Below are 21,591 nucleotides of genomic sequence, written 5' to 3'. Positions count from 1 at the left end.
CGAGTTTCAGGCCATCTGGCTGATGGTCCGGCGAAAGCGCGCAAGGGACAGGCCGAACAGCACCGCACCGATCACAAAGAGCGCCAAAAACGGTTTCCAGACGACATCCAGACCTGCGCCGCGAAACAGGATCGCCTGCCCGATATCGACGAAGTGGGTGGTTGGCGCCAACTGCATGATGTTCTGAACGAAGGCGGGCATGCTTTCGCGCGGGGTGAGTCCGCCCGATAGCGTATTCATGGGCATCAGCGTAAGCATCAGCAGCAGGCCGAATTGCGGCATGCTGCGAGTCAGCGTGGCCATGTAGATGCCCAATGACGTCATTGCGAACAGGCACAGGGCCACCCCGCAGAGAAACAGCGGGATCGACCCTTCGATGGGAACCTGCAGGAAGCCGCGCACCACGAAGTTCAACGACAGGGCGGTGGCGACCAGCACCACCAGGCCCATTGACCAGACCTTGGAGATCATGATCTCGCCGGGGGTGACGGGCATGACCAGCAGGTGCTCGATCGTGCCGTGCTCGCGCTCGCGTATCAGGGCGGCGCCGGTCAGCACAATGGTAAGCATGGCAATGGTGTTGGTCAGCTCGACGATGCCGCCGAACCAGCTTTGTTCGAGGTTGGGATTGAAGCGGGCGCGCAGCGCCAGATCCACCGGCAGGTCGGCCTTGTCCCGGTAGCGCTTGACGAAAGTGTCGACTTCGCCCATTACGACCTGCTGAATGTAGCTGTTGCCGGCGAATGCCTGGCTCATCCGCGTCGCATCGATATTGAGCTGGATTTCGGGATTGCGTCCGGCCAGTACGTCACGCTGAAAATTAGGAGGAATGTCCAGCGTGAAGGTGTATTCGCCGCTATCCATGCCGGCGTCCAAGTCGCTGAGCGTGATCATGCGTGGGCGCGTGAAATCGGGCGGATAGAACGCCGAGGCGATGCGCGCGGACAGCGGCGACTGGTCTTCGTCGACGATGGCGATGGGCGCGTTATGCAGGGTTTCCGGCATGGCGGTGGCGGAGGTGTAGATGGAAACCGTGAACACGTAGACGATGAGCATAAGCATCATGGGGTCGCGCGCCAGGCTCCATAGTTCCTTGCGCCCCAGCCGGAGGATGTTCTTCAGCTTATGCATGTCAGTGCTCCTGCTTCTTGAGCAGCGCTACCGCCGCGCCGAGGATGACGGGCACGGCGGCCGCCATCGGCCAGAAGGCGCCTTGCAGGTCGCGCAGGGTCAACGCCTTGCTGAACACGCCGCGGCTGATGGTGAACATATGCGTGGCGGGATAGATCTCGCCGACCAGGCGGCCGGCCCCCTCGAGCGACGATACGGGGTTGAGCAAACCCGAAAGTTGCGCGGCGGGCAGCAGCGTGCCGATCATGGCGATGAACATGGCCGCGATCTGGCTGCTGGTGATGGTGGACGCCAGCAGCCCCATCCCCGTGGAGACGAAGCAGAACACCAGGGTGGCCATGGCCAGCGTCGGATAACTGCCGGTGACGGGCACGCCGAATACCGTCACCGCGAGCAGGCTCATGCACAGGAAATTGAACATGGCCAGTGTGACATAGGGCAACTGCTTGCCCAGCAGGAACTCGGTGCGCGTGATCGGCGTGACGTACAGGTTGATGATGGAGCCGAGTTCCTTCTCGCGCACAACCGCCAGAGCGGTCAGCATGGCCGGCAGCATCAGCAGAAGCAGCGGGATCACGGCCGGCACCATGGCGGGCAGGCTGGCCACGTCGGGGTTGTAGCGGTAGCGGCCCTGTATCGTGGCCGAACCGGCGGTGGCGTGGTCGCCGAGCTGCTCGCGCGCTTTCTCGCCCAGCCATTGCTGGTGCATGGCCTGCACGTAGCCCTGGATGGTCTCGGCGCGCTGCGGCATGGCGCCGTCGACCCACGCCGCCACTTCGGCCGGACGGCCGCGCAGCAGGTCGCGCCCGAAGCCTGGCGGAATTTCCACCGCCAGGGAAAGCTCGCCGCTGCGCATGCGCCGGTCGAGATCCGCATAATCGGTGATGGGCGGCTGCTCGGAGAAATAGCGCGAACCGGAAAGCTCCAGCGCGTAGTTCTGGCTGAGGGTGGACTGGTCGTGGTCGAGCACGGCGTAGCGCAGATTCTCGACGTCCATCGTGATGCCGAAGCCCATGACGAACATCAGGATCAGGGAGCCGGCCAGCGCCAGAGTGGCGCGTACCGGGTCGCGCCGCAGTTCCAGCGCTTCCCGCCAACTGTAGGTCAGCAGCCGGCGCAGGCTGAAGCCGCGTAGCGTGTCCGCGTCTGCTGGCTGACCGGTCTGCTCCGGCGTCGGCACGGCGGCAGGCGGGTCAGCTGAGGATGGTTCGGCAGCGGGTTGTTCTCCGCCGGCTTCGAGCAAGTAGCCAATGAAGGCTTCCTCCAGCGTCCTGGCCTTGCGTTTGCGCACCAGTTCGGCGGGCGCGTCGCTGTCCAACACCTTGCCCGCGTGCATCATGGACATGCGGTCGCAACGCTCGGCCTCGTTCATGAAATGCGTGGAGATGAAGATGGTGACCTTGTCGCGACGCGACAGCTCGATCAGCAGCCGCCAGAAGTTGTCGCGCGCCACCGGGTCCACGCCGGAGGTCGGTTCGTCAAGGATCAGCAGGTCTGGCTTGTGTACCATGGCCACGGCAAGCGACAGCCGCTGCCGCATGCCCAGCGGCATGGCGTCGGGCAGCTTGTCCAGTACTTGCTCCAGCCCGAAGCGTTCGACCATTTCCTGGACCCGGCCGGCGACCTGGTCTTCAGGCACATGAAAGAGTTGCGCGTGTAGCACCAAGTTCTGCTGCACGGTCAGTTCTCCGTAAAGCGAGAACGCTTGCGACATATAGCCGACCCGGCGGCGCGTAGCGATATCGCTGGAGTCTATTTTCTGCCCGAACAGCCACGCTTCGCCTTCGCTGGCCGGCAGCAGGCCGGTCAGCATTTTCATGGTGGTGGACTTGCCGCAGCCGTTGGAGCCGAGAAAGCCGAAAATCTCGCCGCGGCGGATACGGAACGATACGTGGTCCACGGCCGTGAAGTCGCCAAAGCGCATTGTGAGACCCTGGGCTTCGATGGCGATGTCCTGATCGTCCGCCTGAAGGGGCGGAATGCTTACCGGTTCGTGGCCTCGCTTTTTCTCGTCGGGCAGCAGGCGGATGAAGGCTTCTTCTAGGCTGGCGCTATGGGTGTGTTCGAGCAGTTCGCCGGGCGTACCGGTAGCCAGCACTTTGCCGTCGTCCATCGCGACCAGCCAGTCGAAGCGCTGGGCTTCGTCCATGTAGGCGGTGGCCACCAGTACGCTCATGCCGGGTCGCTCGCCGCGGATACGGTCGATCAGATCCCAGAACTGCGCGCGGGCCAGCGGGTCGACGCCAGTGGTGGGCTCGTCGAGCAGCAGAAAATCGGGGTCGTGGATCAATGCGCAACATAAGCCCAGCTTCTGCTTCATGCCGCCGGAAAGCTTGCCGGCCGGCCGTGCAAGGAAGGGATGCAGGCCCGTGCTGCGGGTGAGATCGTCGATGCGCCGACGCCGCTCAGCCTCGCTGTGGCCGAACAGCCGGGCGAAGAACTGTAGATTTTCCTCCACTGACAGCGTCGGGTAGAGGTTCTTTCCCAGTCCCTGCGGCATATAGGCGATGCGTGGGCAAACGGTGTCTCGGTGTTGCTTGCTCGACATGTTGCCGCCCAGCACGGTGATGGTACCGTCCTGGATCGCACGGGCGCCCGCCAACAGCGACATCAGGCTGGACTTGCCCACGCCGTCCGGGCCGATCAGGCCGACCATTCGGCCGGCGGGCAGGTCCAGATCGAGGTTGTCGAGCGCGACAGTGGAACCATAGTGCAACCGCACCTGTTTCACGCTGGCGACGGGGGCAGTGGTTTGTCCGGATACCATGGCTTGAGCCCTATTGCGCGAAAGGCGAGGCCAGGGAAACAGGCCACGCGTCCTGCTTGTCCAGCTTGACCCAGGCCACGCCCGGCAGCCCTGTTTTGACCTGATCCAGATGCTTTCGCAGCAAGTCCGGCGCGATCTGCGCCTTGACCCGGAACATCAGCTTCTGGCGTTCGCTGGAGGTTTCCACGCTCTTGGGGGTGAACTGCGCGGAACTGGCGACGAAGGAAATGGTGGCGGGCACCGGCATGGCGGGGGCGGCGTCGAGCACGATGCGCGCTTCGCTGCCCAGGGCGACCTGGCCAGCGACCGCCGAGGGCAGGAAGAACGTCATGTAGACATCGGACAGATCGATCAGGTTGAGTACTCGGCCGCCAGCGGCAAGCACTTCGCCCGGTTGGGCGACGCGGAACTGCACGCGGCCGTCGCGCGGCGACTTCAGTTCGCTGTCGCGCAGATCGGCGTCGATGCGCGCGACCGTGGCGATGGCTGCATTCACCGATGACTGAGCTCCCACGCGCTGCGCCTTCGCGGCATTGACGGCGGCAGCTGCGGCCCTGGCTTGCGCCTTGGCGGCGGCCACGGCAGCTTGCGCGCCGCGCACCGCCGCCCGGTCGTCATCTAGTTCCTGGACCGACGAGGCGCCTTCCTTGGAAAGTGTCTGTGAACGTGCCAAGCGCCGCTGCGCGGCATCCAGTTCGGCTTCACGCTGCGTGACTACTGCTTGCGCGGCCACGGCGTCGCTTTCCCGAAGCGCGACCTGCGCGTCGGCCGCCGCGACGGATTGTTCGGCCTGGCGCTGGGAAGCCACCGCCTCTTCGCGCTGCGCCTGCAGCGTGTCGGTCTGCATGCGCGCCAGCGGTTGCCCGGCCCTGATGAAATCGCCTTCCTGGACCAGGATCTGTTCGATGCGGCCAGACAGCTTTGTGGCGATGTCGATCTCGGTCGCCTCGATGCGGCCGTTGCCGCTGGTGAAGCCGTCTCCTGGGCCATTGTCCTGCAGCCTGGTCCAGCCCCACCAGGCCAGTGCGCAGACGCCTGCGGCGGCTACGGCAAAAAGGATTTTTTTCCTCGAGGCGGGAGATAGCGTCATGGTGATTCAGTCGGTGTGGTCGAAGAGGAGGGGGGGACGGCAGCGGTGCGCGCAGCTGCTGCTTCGGGGAGCGGTTCGGCGGCGCCGCCGCCGAGGGCGGCGTACAGCAATATCTGGCTGGAAAGCAATGCGCGGCGCGCCTGGACGAGTTCTTGTTGCGCGCTGAGCAAATCGCGCTGTGCATCCAGCACTTCGAGATAAGCTGCCGAACCGTTGTCGTAGCGCAGCTGGGCCAGCCTGGCACGCTCTTGCTGCGCTCCTAGCGACACGCGCGAGATGGACAGCTGTTCGCCTTGCCAACGGCGCGCCGATAGCGCGTCGGCCACTTCTCGGAAGGCGGTTTGAATGGTCTTTTCGTATTCGGCCACCGCCACTTCGCGGCGCACTTCGCTGAGCTCCAGATTGGCCCGCCGCCGGCCTCCATCGAAGATGGGCAGCGAGAGTGCCGGCAGGAAGGTCCAGGCCCGGCTGCCGCCGTCGAACAGGCCGTCGAGCTCGGCGCTGGCGGTGCCCCAGGCGGCCGTCAGTGCGATGCGCGGGAAGAATGCGGCACGAGCGGCGCCGATGTTTGCCTGCGCGGCCCGCAGCCGGTGTTCTGCCGCGACAATGTCCGGGCGAGCCGTCAACAGCGCGGAAGGCAGGCCCGGCGCGAGTTCCGCCAGCACGGTGGTTTCGTCGAACGGTCCCTGGGGAGGCAAGGCGCCCGGGTCGCCGCCGACCAGTTGCGCCAAGGCGTGCAATTGCGCGGCGCGAGATTGCGCCAATTGCGCGTGCAGGCTCTGCGCTTGCGTCAACAGCGTCTGCACCTGCGTAAGGTCCAGCCGGGACGTAGAGCCGACTTCATAGCGGCGGCTGAAGATGCGATAGGATTCCGCACGGCTGGCCAGTGTCTTTTGCGCGATTGCCACCCGTTCGTCGAGTTCGCGCAAACCCAGATAGCCATCGGCCACCTGCGCGATGAGCGACACTTGCACGGCCTGGCGGGCCGCGTCGGTACTCAGCCAGGACTGCAGCGCGGACTCGCTTAGGTTGCGTACGCGGCCCCACAGGTCCAGTTCCCAGGTGCTCAAGCCGACTTCCGCCCGGTATTCTCCCGAGACGCGAGGTTGCCCCGTCAGGTTGAGATCGCCTGGCACGCGCGCGCGTCCGCCCTGTCCCTGAACGCCCAACGTGGGAAAGCGGTCAGCGCGTTGGATCTGGAATGCTGCTCGCGCCTCTTCGACGCGCAGCACAGCCACACGCATGTCGCGATTGTTCCGCAGTGCAGTGTCGATCAGGCGCTGCAACAGGGGATCTGTAAAGTATTGCCGCCATGCGAGTGCCGGGGCCGCGATGCCGGTGTCGGCGCCCACCAGATCTGGCGCCCAAGTCTGGGGCACTGGCTGCGGCGGCGTGTCGTGGGGCGGCGCCAGCGACATGCAGCCGGCGAGGGCCGCCGTCAGGGCGCCGAGCGCCATCGCGCGCGCCGGCGCTGCGATGGCGCCGGCAAGCGAAGAGGGATAGGGAAGGGCTGCAGGCATGAGTACGTCGGGTCAATTGAGAATGTGGTAGCCGCCGTCCACGTGGATGGTCATCCCCGTGATGGCCCGGGCGCCGTCGCTGGCGAGAAAGGCGCAGAGCGGGCCGACATCGTCGATGGAAAGCGTATGGCGCAGTGGCGAGCGTCGCGTACTGTCCTGAACCAGATCGTCGAAGTCGGCCAAGCCGGATGCGGCCCGAGTGGGAATCGGCCCCGGCGACACCGCGTTGACGCGAATACCGTCTGGACCGAGCTCGGCGGCGAGATAGCGGACCGTGCATTCCAAAGCGGCCTTGACTGGTCCCATCAGCCCATAGTTCGGAACCACTTCCGAGCTGCCCAGGAAACTCATGGTCATCAGGCTTCCACCGTCTCTCATCAGCGGCTGCGCCAGACGCGCCATGCGCACGAACGAATGGCAGGAGACGTCCATGGCGGTGAGGAACCCGGCGCGTGAACTGTCGGCGACACGTCCTTGGAGATCCGCCTTCGGCGCGAAGGCGACCGAATGCAGCAGGAAATCGAGACGGCCCCATTGGCGGCCGATGGCATCGAATATGTCCTGTAGTTGAGCGTCGTTCGCGACGTCCAGCGGTTGCTGGATATCGGCCTGAATCTCTTGCAGCAGAGGGGCCACGAATGGACGCGCCTTGTCGCTCTGCCATGTGGCTGCCAGCTTCGTCCCGCTCTCGTGGAACGCGCGGGCGCAGGCCCATGCGATGCTGTGTTCGTTGGCGATGCCTACGACGAGGCCTTTCTTTCCTTGTAGGGCCGCGAATGTCACGTCAGCGCTCCGTGACATAGTCGCCTGGCGCGTCGCCCAGGATCGTGTAGCCCTTGCTGGCCGCGCCCATGCGCGGCGGCTTGACCTTGTCGCCTGAGCGGGCCTGCAGCCAGGCCAGCCATTGTTCCCACCATGAGCCCTGATGCTCGGTGGCCGAGGCGGTCCATTCGTCGACGGCGATGTTGGCGCCGTAGGCCGGCCGGGTACGCACGTGAAAACGCCGCCTCGGGTGCCCGGGCTCGCTGACGATGCCGGCATTGTGGCCGCCGCTGGTCAGGACGAAGGTGATCTCGGCGGGCGACAGGTAGTGCAGCTTGTAGACGGACTTCCATGGGGCCACGTGGTCGGTGGCCGTGCCCACGCAGAAGATCGGCAGCTTGACGTCGGCCAGCGAAACGGCGCGGTCCCCGACGGGATAGCGCCCCTTGGCCAGATCGTTGTCGAGGAACAGGCGGCGCAGGTATTGCGAGTGCATCCTGGCCGGCATGCGGGTGGCGTCGGCGTTCCAGGCCATCAGGTCGTTCATGGGACGGCGCTCGCCCAGCAGGTATTCGCTGACCAGGCGCGACCAGAGCAGGTCGTAGGAGCGCAGCATCTGGAAAGCCCCCGCCATCTGATCGGCCCGCAAGTAGCCCGTCTCGGCCATCTGCGCTTCGAGCAGGGCGACCTGGCTCTCGTCGATGAACAGGGCGAGCTCGCCGGGCTCGCTGAAATCGGTCTGGGCGGTGAACAGGCTGAGCGAGGCCAGCCGTTCGTCGCCATCGCGGGCGGCCGCGGCGGCGGCGATGGACATGAGCGTGCCGCCCAGGCAGTAGCCGGTGGCGTGGATCTTCTGGCCCGGAACGATGGCGTTGATGGCCGTGAGGGCGGCATCGATGCCCAGCGAGAGATAGTCGTCCATGCCCAGGTCGCGTTCGGCGTTGCCCGGGTTTTTCCAGGACACGCAGAAAACGGTATGGCCCTGGTCGACCAGATACTTGACGAGGGAATTGTGCGGCGAAAGATCGAGGATGTAGTACTTCATGATCCACGCCGGGACGACCAGGATCGGCTCGGGATGGACCTGTGCCGTGGTCGGCGAGTACTGGATCAGTTCGATGAGACGGTTGCGCAGCACGATCTTGCCGGGGGTTGTGGCCACGTCGCGGCCCACCTCGAACTGCTCGGTGCCGGGCGGCGGCAATCCCACGATCTGCCGGCGGACGTCGTCGAGGTAGTAGGACATGCCACGCGCGAGATTGGCGCCGTTTTCTTGGAGGGTGCGCTCGATCACCACCGGATTGCTGAAGAGCCAGTTGCCGGGCGAAAACACGTCGAGCATCTGCCGGGCGCCGAACTGCACCAGTTTTTGATGGTGCGGATCCACGCCCCAGACGCCGGTGGTGGCTTCGTCCCACCAGCGCCCCTGCATGGAAAAAGCCTCGCGCAGTAGATCGAAGGGGTAATGGTTCCAGGCGGGGTCGGCAAAGCGCCGGTCGGTGGCGGGCGTCGCGCCGGCGGCGGCTGCGTCGGGCGCCGTGGCGATCCGTTGGCTGGCAAGCTCGACCAGCCGCGCCAGTTGCTGCGCCGCCAGACGCTGCAGGCGCATGCGCTTGCCGGGGCTGGTCGCCAGGTGGCTGGCCCAGTTCATCCAGGCGGTGAGGGTGGACTCAGGAGAGAGGGAGGCCCATGCCCGTGCCCACGCAGCATGCGCTTGTGCGTCCAGGGCATCTTCTTTGGATCGTTGTTCTATCTCATTGCAGGCATTGGCTGTCACTACAGACATTCCTAAAAAAACCATTTAGACGGTTTTTTATCTTAGCATCGTAACGCAGTGCACAATCAGAAAGGAAGGCATTATTTTTGATTAATATCAAAGTCGCGTGAGTTTCCATCTTGGCCGGGCCGGCAGCGCTGCGATGTTTGCCTCGGCTGACGGTTGGGGCGGCTTGCTACGATGAACTAAAATGTCCCGAATCAGCGGGCTTGCCACAGGCAGTCTGTACCGAGACAGGAGAAGACGCGTTTGTCGCCAAGAAACACAGGGGATGCATCGAAGGGCCGTCGGCGCTACTTGCCTTCGACGGAACGCAAGGTCGAAATTCTCGAGGCCGCACTTCAGGAGTTTTCATCGAATGGGTACGTCAACACTACCGTCGAGCGTATCGGTGCCCGAGCAGGTCTAACCAAGAGCGGCGTCTACGCGCACTACCGCAGTAAAGACGAAATCTTTGAGGAAATGCTGACGCGCCTGCTGGCGCCGATGGAAGGGGAGGCCACATGGACACCGCAAGAAGCGGATTCGCTGCCCGAGATCGTGGATTCTTATCTTGATTACGTCTACAGCAGATTGCGCGAGCCGACTGTCCTGGCAGCGTTGCGGCTTATTTTGGCGGAGAGTTCCCGTGTGCCCCCTGATCTGATGAAGCAATGGCGAATACGCGTGCTGGAACCCCAGTGGGCCCGGCAGCAGGCCGTGGTCGATTCCTGCATCCGGTCAGGGAAAATGCGGCGATCCCTCTTGTCCGCGAATTTTCTCATGGCCGCTTCGCCTGCTGTCTTTGGGGCTGTTCTACAGATGCTGTTTGCCGACGGCTGCCCGGTGTCCATGCAGACTGCACGCGCGATTCATCGACAATATCTGCTAGAAGCGTTTGGCACGGACACGGCTGGCGCCGGGCATGGTAGGCAGTAAGCTTAGCTGCCCTACTTCATTAGGAAGTGCTTACCATCCCAGCAGGCTGATCTGCAGGAACGGCTCCACGATAATGGACAGCTCGGTGCGGTGAGCACGGCCATGGGCGCGGCTGGCCCGTGGGCCAGCTCGACGGCGGATTGCCAGAGCGTGGCTTCCTTCGCTGTGCAGGCCTCGCAGGCTGATGCGCACGACTGCTTAGACGTTGGCCAAGACGAACATGATCGCGGCGCCGACGGTCAGGGCGAGCCATATCGATGTCCGGCCGGCCGGACGGGCCGGCGCAGCATGGCGCCGCAGGTTTCGCAACGCGCAACTTCGTCGGATCGCAGATTGCGAGACGCTGGTACAGGGTGTCGCAATGCTCGCAAACGATGAGGTGGGGAACGGTGTGCATCACCCTGCTGCGTAGTCACGCACGATTTCCAGCACGCCGTTTATGAAGAACTGGATCGCCATGCATACCAGCAGAAAGCCCATGACTCGCGAAATCGCTTCGACCCCGCCAGCTCCGAGTGCCTTCGCAATCCTGTCTGCAAAGCGCAGAACTATCCAGAAAAGCAAACCGAGCAAAGCAAATACGATTATCGGGCCTATGTCCAGTACCCATGGCGCATAGGCTGCAACCTTCGAGTTGTTCACGGACGCGGCGCTGCTGATGAGCATTGCAATTGTCCCTGGGCCTGCGGTGCCCGGAAGCGCCAGTGGGACGAACGCGATATTGGCTGATTGTCTGCTATCCAACTGCTCTGACACTGCATCAGCCTATGGAGTGTCGTCTATGCGGGATGAGGGAAACAACATGCTGAATCCAATGCTGCCCACAATCAGGCCCCCCGCGATCCTCAGACTGGGAATGGAAATGCTGAAGGTCTGCATGATCCAGGAACCACCGTAATAGGCGACCAGCATGATGCCTACTACATAGAAAGCTGCCTCGGTGATTTGACGTTGACGTTCTCGATAAGAAAGCCGTCCTCCGAGCGACAACAGCAGCGTCATTGAAGTCAGGGGATTGGCTAGCGGTAGTAACAAGGCCAGTCCAATGCTTACCAATTGTCCAAGCTGAATGAGTTCATCCATAAGCGCGTCTAGAATCCAAGGACATCAATCCAGCCGAATCATGGGACGATCGAAAGTCCGATTCTGAATTGTGACCTATTGCGTTGGTCGTAACCGAGCAGTGTTTCGCCGTAACCGTTGAAGTATTGCAGGTGGACGTAGCCGTTCAGGTCGAACCACGATCGTAGGGGCCATGCGAAGTCGATTTGAGTGGTTCGACGACTCTGGCTGCCCTGGCGGTACATGGCCGAAAGAACGGGGCCCTTATCCTGCGCCCATCGCAGGGTCCAGTCTACGTAGCCGGCGTAGTCGGCATAATCGGAGTTTTCGCTACCCTTGCTGAAATACCCCTTGATTTTGGGAGCGAAGCTAAGTGTGCTTCCGCCGGCAAAGCGGTAGTTCAGCGCAGGCTGCAGATAGGCGTCGTTGACTGAACGAGAGTCTTCTCCATCTTTGCCATTGGACAGGTGCTCCACGCCCCCGTTGATGCCCAAACGCCAGACATGATCCTGAGACTGCCAGACTTTGTCCGACAGCCAGAAAAGGCTGGGATTGAAGGTCGTATCGATGAAGGGCCGCGAGTCGCTTTGCAAGTCCCACAACGAGGTCTGGGTGTAGCCGAAATAAACGTTCTCGAAGAAGCGAGCCGGCCGGTCGCTGGGGGGGGTGAACAATCGGTACTTGGCGCTGAGCTGAAAGCGAGCGGTGGTGCGCTCACGCGTGCCGACAACGAAATAAGAGGGCTGGTAAGTCGACAGGGCGCTGCGGAAACTATCGAACGCCGATTGCGAGCCGGCTGTTCCGCCGGCAGCTACCGCATCTGCCGGCGCCGGACCCGCCGTAGACGAGGCCCCGATTTCCGATACTTGCGCGGGAGGTAGTGGCATACCGGTGATCGGGTCCACCACCGGAACAGTGGCTGGCGTGGCCGCTAATGACTGTCCATGGTCCGGGTCTGCGGCTTCGAGCGCCAGCAGGGCGGCTTCACCCTCAATGGAAATCGCTTGTATACCGCGTGCTTGCGCTGGCACCACGACATCCCAACGTACGCGTGCGAAATTGTCCACCGGGATGCTGAGAGTTGCGGGTTCACCAGGGAGAGTCGCCACGGTGCGTAGAATACCGCCCGGACTGCGCCACTGCAGCACCAGATGGCGCGGTGTGGTCCAGCGAACGCTGGCGTCCCCATCGTTGTAATACATAGCTTCGAGGTGGACTGTTTCTCCGGGAGCGGCTACTGGCCGATCCAAGCGGTAGGTGACACCTGCCGAGGCAGGTGAGGTGGCTATGACTGATGCAACAGCAACGATTGCGCAACGCCAAGTGGCTTTTGGCCGACACGTAGAGAAAAACGACATGCAGATGGCTCGTGGGTGAATGGGAAGCCGTTGTGGCGCTTCAATCAAGGTCGAACGGTCTATTGATCTGCATGTCAGCTCATGCGAATGCGAGGTTGGACGATGCCGTTGATACGCTCGGCTAGCCATAGCATGGTCGCTTTGGGTAAGCCATGAAGCGCTTGTTGATGGCGACGGTAGAGCATGGCATGACTGAACTGTGCGAATCGACCTTGAATGAACCCACCGCGGAACAGACCGTAACGACCCAGCGTTCCGAAAGCGTTGTAGTCGCCGAGCGAAACCAGCGAGCCGTAATCGCGAAAGCCGAAGTCGGGAAGCCTTTCCCCCTTTAACCAGCGGGGAAGATGTCGGGCGAGATGCATCGCTTGCTGGGTTGCCACCTGAGCAGTCGGCGGCAGGGGACGGTCGCTTTCTGGTAATTGGAGGCTTGCGCAGTCCCCGAGTGCGAAAATCCTGTCCTCCTCGATCGCTTGTAGGGTCGGGCGGACGATGACCTGGTGGGAGCGGTTGGTTTCCAGTCCATCGATTCCTGTCAGGAAGTCCGGCGCCTTCACGCCAGCAGCCCAAACCATCAGATCGGCTGGCACGGCTGATCCATCGTCGCATGTGAGTCCCTCGGATGCAGCCGCTGTGACGCGCTTGCCGGTCTGTACCTGAAAGCCGATCTTGCGAAGCAACTCCTCCGTCGAAGCCGAGATGGCAGGCGGAAAGGCGGAAAGTAGACGGGAGCCGCTTTCCAGCAAAGTCAATTCCAGTCGTCCGCGTACCGCGGGGTCGCCGTAGTTCGAGGCGATTTCCAGCAAGTGGCTCAGTTCGGCCGCCAATTCAACGCCGGTTGCGCCTCCACCTACGATGGCCACCCTTAGGGCCTCATCCTGGACGACGGCGCGTGTGACTTTTGCGCGCAATGTCGCGTTGAATGCCTCTGCTTGGATCTGGCTGTCAATGAAGTGGCAATGCTGAGCGACGCCAAGCGTGCCGAAGTCGTTGGCCCGGCTGCCCAGGGCCAGTACCAGGACATCACAGGCTATCGCGCGCTCTTCGACAATTAGGGAACCTCTGAACAAGTCCAACGAACCTGTCAGAATATAAGTTATTGAAAACAGTCCGATCCGAGTGAACCCGATGAGCCAGTTGAGTTTTTCCGAAGCCGAGTACGTTGGCAAACGCAAGAAAACGCGCCGTGAGAAGTTTCTGGCCAAGATGGAGCGTGCGGTGCCGTGGAAGCTCTTTGCCGATCTGGTCGATCCGCATTACCCCAAACCGGGCATCGGTCGTCCACCGTATCCGCTGGAAACGATGCTGCGCATCTACTTCATGCAACTGTGGTTTTCGCTGTCGGACCCGGCCATGGAAGAGACGCTGTACGACAGCTTTTCGATGCGCCAGTTTGCCAAACTGCCTGGAGGTCGTGTGCCGGACGAGACCACCATTTTGAACTTCCGTCATCTGCTCGAGCAGCACAACATTGCCGACCAAGCGCTTGAGGCGGTCAACCTGCTGTTGCAGGATCAAGGCATTCAGGTGCGCAAAGGCACCATTGTGGACGCCACAATTATCGATGCACCCAGCTCGACCAAGAACGCCAGCGGCACGCGGGACCCCGAGATGCATCAGACCAAAAAGGGAAACCAGTGGCACTTTGGGATGAAGGCCCACATTGGGGTTGATCTTCACAGCGGGCTGGTCCACACGGTGGTGGGCACCGCTGCCAATGAGCATGATGTTACTCAGGCGGCTGCGTTGCTGCATGGTGAAGAAACGTTGGCTTTTGGCGATGCCGGTTATCAAGGCGTAGACAAACGACCCGAGCACCAAGGGCGTGACGTAACCTGGCACATTGCCATGCGCCCCGGCAAACGGCGCGCCTTGGGTAACAGCGCAATTGATCGTTTGACGCAAAACATTGAGCGGGCCAAATCCAGTCTTCGAGCCAAGGTTGAGCATCCGTTTCGTGTCATCAAATGCCAATTCGGGTTTCGTAAAGTCAGATTCCGTGGACTGGCCAAGAACACTGCGCATTTGAAAATGTTGTTTACGCTGTCCAATATCTGGATGGCACGCCGCCCGTTGACGGCGGTGGCAGGGTAAGTGCGCCCAAAAAGCGCCAACAGGCCCGAAAACGGGCCTGATCGGGGTGCAAACAACCCGAAAGTGGCGATGATTTGAGCAGTTTTTAACCATTTTTGAATACTTTGGTCATGAGGTCGATTTTTGGATGTTTGAAATCGAGTTCTTCAGACCTTCCTTAGCTCGCCAGTCGGTGTTCTTATCTCGCCTAACTGGATTGATCCAGTGGCCCGATCTAGACCATGCATTTCTCCGAACTGATACTGAAATCCATGGTCGCGCGCATGGGCAAGATAAATGACTTGCTGTTGCTGCACGTTGCGGGTTCCCGCCGCAATGGTGTGGAGCATGGGCTTCCAGATATGCGTCGGGCTTCTATCGATGAGTGTGACGTGCGCATCGCCGCTGCGCCCGAGCTGGTCTCCGAGTCGGGTGGCCAACATCAGTCCCGCGATGCCGCCGCCTACGATCACGATCCGTACTGGTTTCGCCATGGTATTCAACAGATGATGAATTTTGGATAGTCTACATTGAGTGTTTTGAATTCACAAAGGCCTTCTTACATTTGGCGGTGTTTCAATTTGGAATATCGATCATCAGAAGCCTAGCCATCATAACCTATTGATTTTAAAAAATTTATTCATTACACACATGCTCCATTACACACTCTATTACACACATTGGCGCTGGATTGCCTCGGCATAAGCGTTTCCATCATCGAGCGGCGCCATGATCCCGCTTGGAGCAGTGTTTGTAGGTCACGATGGTCGCCGTCGGAGTGCTGGGTGGCAACGGCGCATGCAGCGATCAGTCGCTTCTGGATGAACGCGCATATCTCTACGTTCCGATCCGTCGAGAGGACGGGCAGGAAGAAGCTCAAGAGATAAGAAAGTGTGGGCATGAAAGCAGTCTCCTTGAAATTGGGAGCCGCCTTGCCGGGAGCGCGATGACACTGAGCCTTGCCGGTTCGGCGGCAAGGTGCGGCGCGATGCCGCAGCGACGTGCCGCTTCTATGAGAAGCGCCACCACCAACGGAGGTTGGACATCGCGGAAAAATTCATCTGAAAGAAGATCCTATCGTTCTTTTCGTCAACTGGCCTGACGCAATTTGTCAGACGCACGTGTAGCGTGCCTCATTATAGCATCTGTCCAGAGGTGGGGCGATAGGCTCAGAAAAATTCACCAAACGATACCGACGCATGTCCCAGTTCCGCAGCCGAAGCTCGCAATGGCTAAACACCATTGACCTTGGATTCGGAGATTCAAACCTGATTTGGTCTCGCATCTCCATTATTTTTATTTCATCTATCAGCATTCATCCCAGGCCCGACCCAGCTTCGCATCTGCCTGAAAGCTGCATTTCCGCCCCGGAATCTACATCGAGAAGCGCAAGGCCCACGTTCTTAGACCTGTGTAGCCAAGCAGTTATGAAAATTCAGGCTTGTCGAATATGGGTCTAGCGATAACCCTCACGTAGGTGCGCAAAGTAAATGTCGAGCTAGGGAAGGTCTGAAGAACTCGATTTCAAACATCCAAAAATCGACCTCATGACCAAAGTATTCAAAAATGGTTAAAAACTGCTCAAATCATCGCCACTTTCGGGTTGTTTGCACCCCGATCAGGCCCGTTTTCGGGCCTGTTGGCGCTTTTTGGGCGCACTTACCCTGCCACCGCCGTCAACGGGCGGCGTGCCATCCAGATATTGGACAGCGTAAACAACATTTTCAAATGCGCAGTGTTCTTGGCCAGTCCACGGAATCTGACTTTACGAAACCCGAATTGGCATTTGATGACACGAAACGGATGCTCAACCTTGGCTCGAAGACTGGATTTGGCCCGCTCAATGTTTTGCGTCAAACGATCAATTGCGCTGTTACCCAAGGCGCGCCGTTTGCCGGGGCGCATGGCAATGTGCCAGGTTACGTCACGCCCTTGGTGCTCGGGTCGTTTGTCTACGCCTTGATAACCGGCATCGCCAAAAGCCAACGTTTCTTCACCATGCAGCAACGCAGCCGCCTGAGTAACATCATGCTCATTGGCAGCGGTGCCCACCACCGTGTGGACCAGCCCGCTGTGAAGATCAACCCCAATGTGGGCCTTCATCCCAAAGTGCCACTGGTTTCCCTTTTTGGTCTGATGCATCTCGGGGTCCCGCGTGCCGCTGGCGTTCTTGGTCGAGCTGGGTGCATCGATAATTGTGGCGTCCACAATGGTGCCTTTGCGCACCTGAATGCCTTGATCCTGCAACAGCAGGTTGACCGCCTCAAGCGCTTGGTCGGCAATGTTGTGCTGCTCGAGCAGATGACGGAAGTTCAAAATGGTGGTCTCGTCCGGCACACGACCTCCAGGCAGTTTGGCAAACTGGCGCATCGAAAAGCTGTCGTACAGCGTCTCTTCCATGGCCGGGTCCGACAGCGAAAACCACAGTTGCATGAAGTAGATGCGCAGCATCGTTTCCAGCGGATACGGTGGACGACCGATGCCCGGTTTGGGGTAATGCGGATCGACCAGATCGGCAAAGAGCTTCCACGGCACCGCACGCTCCATCTTGGCCAGAAACTTCTCACGGCGCGTTTTCTTGCGTTTGCCAACGTACTCGGCTTCGGAAAAACTCAACTGGCTCATCGGGTTCACTCGGATCGGACTGTTTTCAATAACTTATATTCTGACAGGTTCGTTGGACTTGTTCAGAGGTTCCCTAGTTGAACATTCCGTCATGACCTGGATTGGCGCTCGTCGATCGAACATAAGTTAGCTCATATTTTCGACGAAACGATGACATTTTAAATACGTGTGCACGGCGCCAGCTAGTTCTTAAGGCTCTCGAAAAATCAATATCAGAAAGTCGGAAATTATCTGACTTATAGCGAATGATTTAGAGAACGCAATAGGAGATGGATGCATGCACGATAGTCCCCCTATTTCAAAAGTCTACTATCTTCCCATCGAAGCAGCTATACGCTGGGCCGGTTTGTTGAGGTACACGAACGAAATTCTGCCGTCAATCTCTTCATCCCGACATTTGCCGAAGTCGATTGACTGTCCGAGATGGAATGAGCTTCGTTTGTTCTTGGAGCGAATATATGACGCAATCCAGAACGGAGAACTCGCATATGGCCGCGAAGGTATTACGTTGAATGACAATTCGCTTTGGGATTCCCCGCACCTGACCGTGCGACACGTAGACCTTAAGCGATGGATGCGGGAACACTATCCAGAGCACCGACCAGGGTTCCTCTTTAGTCGCAGCGAGCGTATAGCGCATCCCATCATCACACTAGAAACAGGGCAAGCCATGCTCGTCGAGCGGCTGGCCCTTAAATCCGCCTTGGAGCAATGCAAGGGCCAACTGAACGAATTACAGGAGAAATACGACGCTCTTCTCAAGCAGTCCACCATGATTCCTGCCTGCGCTCGTTGCCCGATCAGCGATCGAGCCGAGGCCACCTATCTGAACATCATCGGCGGAATGCTGGACCTGATGCTCGGCCTGTCTCCATCGGGCACACCGTATTCCAGTTTCAAGACCCAGGAGGCCGTGGTGAGCGCATTGGTGGCTCATCACAGCGGGGCCATGGGCATCGCAGAGCGGACGTTGAATGGCAAGTTCGCCACGGCAAGGCGGCGGTTGCGTAGCGCAGCCGTTTGAAGTTTGCCAGCTTGTATATGCAGTCGCGGAGATTGCATTTGCAATGTCTTTCTGCAGCTATGTCTATTGAATAGAGGTCACGTCAACAAACGCCACTGAGCGTTCAGGAGTGACCGCCATGTCGCAAACACCTGTACTGCATCCGAACGAGCGCCGCATCCTGCGGCTAGATGAAGTCGAAGCCAAGTCTGGCTTCAAACGCGCCCACATCTACAACCTGATGAAAAAGCGCCAGTTTCCCNNNNGCGCCAGTTTCCCCAGGCGCTGCGCCTGGGCGTGCGCGCAGTGGGTTGGGACTCGATTGAGATCGACCAGTGGATCGCCGAACGCGTCAATAACCGTACGTGACTCGCTCTCCCTCGGAATTCCCTATCCCCTGACGGAGAGCGTCATGCAGGTTGTATCCATTATCTCGACCAAGGGCGGTGTCGGCAAAACGACCACCGCCGCCAACCTCGGCGGGCTTGCCGCCGACGCGGGCTTGCNNTCGACGTGCAGCCCACGTTGTCCTCCTACTACGAGCTGGCCCACCGCGCGCCTGGCGGCATCTACGAGCTGCTGGCTTTCAACGAGCGCGATCTCAACCGGCTCGTGTCCCGCACGAGCATCGCGGGCCTGGACCTGGTGCTCTCCAACGACCACCGAGGCGAACTGAACACCTTGCTGCTGCATGCGCCGGACGGGCGTCTGCGGTTACGCCATCTGTTGCCGGTGCTGGCGCCTCTCTATGACCTGTTGTTGATCGACACCCAGGGCGCGCGCAGCGTCTTGCTGGAGATGGCCGTGCTCGCCTCCGATCTTGCGCTGTCGCCCGTGACCCCGGAAATCCTCGCGGCCCGCGAGTTGCGGCGCGGCACCATGCAGTTGCTGGAGGACATCGCGCCGTACCGACACCTCGGCATCGAACCGCCGCCGCTGCACCTGCTCATCAACCGCGTCCACCCCGTGTCCGCCAACGCGCGGCTGATCCAGCAGGCCCTGCGCGACCTGTTCCAGGAGCATGTCGGCATCCGTGTGCTGGGTACTGACGTGCCGGCTATCGAAGCCTATCCGCGCGCTGCGACCCGCGGCCTGCCGGTGCATCGCGTGGAGTACCGACAGCCACCGGGCAGAGTCGCGCCAGCCGCGCTCGACACCATGCGCGCCCTTNCCCCGGAAATCCTCGCGGCCCGCGAGTTGCGGCGCGGCACCATGCAGTTGCTGGAGGACATCGCGCCGTACCGACACCTCGGCATCGAACCGCCGCCGCTGCACCTGCTCATCAACCGCGTCCACCCCGTGTCCGCCAACGCGCGGCTGATCCAGCAGGCCCTGCGCGACCTGTTCCAGGAGCATGTCGGCATCCGTGTGCTGGGTACTGACGTGCCGGCTATCGAAGCCTATCCGCGCGCTGCGACCCGCGGCCTGCCGGTGCATCGCGTGGAGTACCGACAGCCACCGGGCAGAGTCGCGCCAGCCGCGCTCGACACCATGCGCGCCCTTGCCAGCGAGTTGTTCCCGCAATGGCAGGATCAATTGGCCTTCGTGTCCGGCCGCCCGCAGCGTCCTTCTGAGACTGGGAGGCAGCATGGCAAGCGCACATGAACTGGCCCGCGGCCACAAGCGGCTACGCGTCCTGATCGAATTTGCGATCAGCGAAGGCTGGCACGTCAAACGCACACCGGGTGGACACCTCAAGTTCACCAAGGTCGGCTGCGCCGCGATCTACACCAGCTCGACCGCGAGCGACCACCGGGCGACCCTCAACGCCCGCGCGCAGATCCGCCGTGCCGAGCGCCAGGCCCAAGCCCAGGCCGCCAGCGTAAAGGAATGCGGCCATGGCTGATATGAGGTCCCAGGACATGGCTGGAAAGCTGCTTGCCGCCGGGTTCGAACGTAGCGGTCCATCGGCCACCGCCTTGAGCGACCCGATTGTCGACACGCCGATGGTCGTGACGTTAGACCAGTTGCGTCCCTACGATCACGATCCACGCAAGAAGCGCAATTCCGCCTACGAGGAAATCAAGGCTTCCATCCGTGAACGCGGCCTGGATGCGGCGCCGGCCATCACGCGCCGTCCAGGCGAAGATCACTACATCATCCGCAACGGCGGCAACACGCGGCTGGCGATCCTGCGTGAACTCTGGTCGGAGACCAAGGACGAGCGATTCTTCCGCATATCGTGCCTGTTCCGCCCCTGGCCCACACGTGGCGAGATCGTCGCATTGACCGGGCACCTTGCGGAGAACGAGCTACGCGGCGGCCTGACGTTCATCGAGCGAGCCCTCGGCGTCGAGAAAGCGCGTGAGTTCTACGAAGAGGAAAGCGGCACCACGCTGAGCCAATCCGAACTGGCTCGCCGCCTGGCCGCCGATGGCTACCCGGTACAGCAGTCGCACATCAGCCGCATGGTCGATGCGGTCCGCTATCTGCTACCCGCGATCCCGACCGTGCTCTATGGCGGATTGGGCCGCCACCAGGTCGAGCGGCTATCGGTCATGCGCAAGGCCTGTGAACGCACCTGGGAGCAGTACGCCAAAGGCCGCTCTCTTCCTCTGGATTTCGACGGCTTCTTTCAGGAAGTGCTGTCGCAATTCGACACGCAGGCTGACGAGTTTTCGCCGCAGCGAGTGCAAGACGAGCTGATCGGCCAGATGTCCGAATTGCTGGGCATCGACTACGACGTACTGGCGCTGGACCTGACTGAATCGGAGAGCCGTCACCGTGCGTTGGTCAGCGACCCGACGCCGCCATCAGCGCCGCCCGCATTGCCTGAGCCTGGGGCCATCGCGCGACCGCCGGTTGAATCAGCACCATCCACTATCACGCCTGCACCACGTCCAGGCCATGCAGCGGCCGCGCCTACGCGGCGCGAGGACGACACGGCTCCGAGGGAGGCCTCCGCGGCTAGCCCTACGGCAGGGGTCGGCGATTTGCTTCAGGAGCACATCATCTCCCCGGCACCAACGACGGAGCGGCTCCAGTCCATCCAGCGCATGGTCGCCGATCAGTTAGGCGATGCGCTACCGCCCGATTTCTCAGCGAACGTATTGCAGTCGATTCCAGTGCAGGCCGGTGGCCTCTATCCCATCTCGGACATCTGGTATATCGACCCTGGACTGGATACGCCCGATCGGCTACGCATCCACATCGCGCAGTTCGCGCGCGAGATCGCAGGCGAGGCCGAGCTGGACGAGTACGTCGCGGATCGTCCCGATGGCATCGGGTTCGCGTGCCGCGCCCAGGCCCGGCCTTCGTCGCCCCTGGGACGCGCCGTGCTCGCGCTGCTGGTTTCTCTGGCCGGTCAGCCGCCGGCCGACGTTGGCTTGGACAGCGGGCAAATCGTTAACGACCTGCCGGCACTGCTGCACGGCCAGGACGATGCGGCCTTGCGATTGAGCGACACCGCGCTGGTCAAGCTGTTCCGACTGCTGCGGTTGGCCCGACGCCTACTGGACCTGGAAGCCGGCGCTGTCGGTTCTGGGACCTGAGCGAGGGATGCCAG

15 protein-coding genes and 4 pseudogenes are annotated in these 21,591 nt (G+C 61.2%); 8 read left to right on the top strand and 11 right to left on the bottom strand.

Features of this window, described 5'->3' with window-relative positions; genetic code table 11:
• Positions 1 to 6: 6 nt before the first annotated feature.
• Genes C1I89_RS31395 through C1I89_RS31370 form a run of 6 tightly spaced genes read right to left on the bottom strand, consistent with a single transcriptional unit; the run spans position 7 to position 9,056 of the window.
• Positions 7 to 1,131: an ABC transporter permease gene (locus tag C1I89_RS31395; protein WP_102776153.1), complete on the bottom strand. Its 1,125-nt coding sequence runs from the start codon at positions 1,129 to 1,131 to the stop codon at positions 7 to 9.
• Between the two features lies 1 nt (position 1,132).
• Positions 1,133 to 3,898 carry a ribosome-associated ATPase/putative transporter RbbA gene (gene rbbA / locus C1I89_RS31390; RefSeq protein WP_102776152.1) on the bottom strand — a complete coding sequence of 922 codons (2,766 nt, stop codon included), beginning with the start codon at positions 3,896 to 3,898 and terminating at the stop codon, positions 1,133 to 1,135.
• Positions 3,899 to 3,908: 10 nt separating this feature from the next.
• Positions 3,909 to 4,988, bottom strand: a complete 1,080-nt coding sequence (locus tag C1I89_RS31385) for an HlyD family secretion protein (RefSeq protein WP_102776151.1) — start codon at positions 4,986 to 4,988, stop codon at positions 3,909 to 3,911.
• Positions 4,985 to 6,508 (bottom strand): efflux transporter outer membrane subunit, encoded by a 1,524-nt coding sequence (locus C1I89_RS31380; protein ID WP_440130678.1) that lies wholly within the window; start codon positions 6,506 to 6,508, stop codon positions 4,985 to 4,987. Before C1I89_RS31380 ends, C1I89_RS31385 begins: the two co-directional genes overlap by 4 nt.
• 12 nt (positions 6,509 to 6,520) lie before the next feature.
• Complete coding sequence (gene fabI, locus C1I89_RS31375) at positions 6,521 to 7,291, bottom strand: enoyl-ACP reductase FabI (RefSeq protein WP_258231563.1); 771 nt, start codon at positions 7,289 to 7,291, stop codon at positions 6,521 to 6,523.
• Between the two features lies 1 nt (position 7,292).
• Positions 7,293 to 9,056, bottom strand: a complete 1,764-nt coding sequence (locus C1I89_RS31370; protein WP_102776148.1) for a PHA/PHB synthase family protein — start codon at positions 9,054 to 9,056, stop codon at positions 7,293 to 7,295.
• A gap of 240 nt (positions 9,057 to 9,296) precedes the next feature.
• Between C1I89_RS31370 and C1I89_RS31365 the strand changes: the two genes are divergently transcribed.
• Positions 9,297 to 9,965 carry a TetR/AcrR family transcriptional regulator gene (locus tag C1I89_RS31365; RefSeq protein ID WP_102776147.1) on the top strand — a complete coding sequence of 223 codons (669 nt, stop codon included), beginning with the start codon at positions 9,297 to 9,299 and terminating at the stop codon, positions 9,963 to 9,965.
• 396 nt (positions 9,966 to 10,361) lie between these two features.
• Here the strand turns inward: C1I89_RS31365 and C1I89_RS31355 are convergent.
• The 3 genes and pseudogenes from C1I89_RS31355 to C1I89_RS31345 form a co-directional block, all read right to left on the bottom strand.
• Positions 10,362 to 11,048, bottom strand: a pseudogene (locus C1I89_RS31355) (MarC family NAAT transporter).
• 38 nt (positions 11,049 to 11,086) lie between these two features.
• Positions 11,087 to 12,385: a phospholipase A gene (locus C1I89_RS31350; protein ID WP_102776146.1), complete on the bottom strand. Its 1,299-nt coding sequence runs from the start codon at positions 12,383 to 12,385 to the stop codon at positions 11,087 to 11,089.
• A gap of 74 nt (positions 12,386 to 12,459) precedes the next feature.
• The gene (locus C1I89_RS31345) at positions 12,460 to 13,455 is read right to left on the bottom strand and encodes an NAD(P)/FAD-dependent oxidoreductase (protein WP_258231562.1); all 996 of its coding nucleotides are present in this window, start codon (positions 13,453 to 13,455) and stop codon (positions 12,460 to 12,462) included.
• A gap of 58 nt (positions 13,456 to 13,513) precedes the next feature.
• Between C1I89_RS31345 and C1I89_RS31340 the strand changes: the two genes are divergently transcribed.
• Positions 13,514 to 14,479 (top strand): IS5 family transposase, encoded by a 966-nt coding sequence (locus tag C1I89_RS31340; RefSeq protein ID WP_102770808.1) that lies wholly within the window; start codon positions 13,514 to 13,516, stop codon positions 14,477 to 14,479.
• 158 nt (positions 14,480 to 14,637) lie between these two features.
• On the opposite strand, the pseudogene C1I89_RS31335 reads toward C1I89_RS31340, so the two are convergent.
• Positions 14,638 to 14,952 (bottom strand): annotated as a pseudogene (locus tag C1I89_RS31335) (FAD/NAD(P)-binding protein); the annotation flags it as partial.
• Between the two features lie 1,165 nt (positions 14,953 to 16,117).
• On the bottom strand, positions 16,118 to 17,083 hold the full coding sequence (locus C1I89_RS31330; protein WP_102770808.1) for an IS5 family transposase: 966 nt from the start codon (positions 17,081 to 17,083) through the stop codon (positions 16,118 to 16,120).
• Between the two features lie 277 nt (positions 17,084 to 17,360).
• Here C1I89_RS31330 and C1I89_RS31325 point away from each other — a divergent pair, with 277 nt between their 5' ends.
• The 6 genes and pseudogenes from C1I89_RS31325 to C1I89_RS31305 all read left to right on the top strand — a co-directional run bounded on the left by C1I89_RS31325 (position 17,361) and on the right by C1I89_RS31305 (position 21,577).
• Positions 17,361 to 18,107 (top strand): hypothetical protein, encoded by a 747-nt coding sequence (locus tag C1I89_RS31325; RefSeq protein ID WP_102776145.1) that lies wholly within the window; start codon positions 17,361 to 17,363, stop codon positions 18,105 to 18,107.
• Between the two features lie 118 nt (positions 18,108 to 18,225).
• Positions 18,226 to 18,315: pseudogene (locus C1I89_RS36070) on the top strand (AlpA family transcriptional regulator); the annotation flags it as partial.
• Between the two features lie 68 nt (positions 18,316 to 18,383).
• Complete coding sequence (locus tag C1I89_RS36065; RefSeq protein WP_440130679.1) at positions 18,384 to 18,455, top strand: hypothetical protein; 72 nt, start codon at positions 18,384 to 18,386, stop codon at positions 18,453 to 18,455.
• Positions 18,456 to 18,498: 43 nt separating this feature from the next.
• A pseudogene (locus tag C1I89_RS34725) lies at positions 18,499 to 19,268 on the top strand (ParA family protein); the annotation flags it as partial.
• 406 nt (positions 19,269 to 19,674) lie between these two features.
• The gene (locus C1I89_RS31310; protein ID WP_003460282.1) at positions 19,675 to 19,932 is read left to right on the top strand and encodes a hypothetical protein; all 258 of its coding nucleotides are present in this window, start codon (positions 19,675 to 19,677) and stop codon (positions 19,930 to 19,932) included.
• Positions 19,925 to 21,577: a ParB family protein gene (locus C1I89_RS31305; protein ID WP_102776144.1), complete on the top strand. Its 1,653-nt coding sequence runs from the start codon at positions 19,925 to 19,927 to the stop codon at positions 21,575 to 21,577. The genes C1I89_RS31310 and C1I89_RS31305 overlap by 8 nt, the downstream gene beginning before the upstream one ends.
• Positions 21,578 to 21,591 lie beyond the last annotated feature (14 nt).

The sequence above is a fragment of the Achromobacter pulmonis genome (assembly GCF_002885955.2).
GTDB classification, from domain to species: domain Bacteria; phylum Pseudomonadota; class Gammaproteobacteria; order Burkholderiales; family Burkholderiaceae_B; genus Achromobacter; species Achromobacter pulmonis_A.
This window is presented reverse-complemented; position numbering and strand designations above follow the sequence as displayed.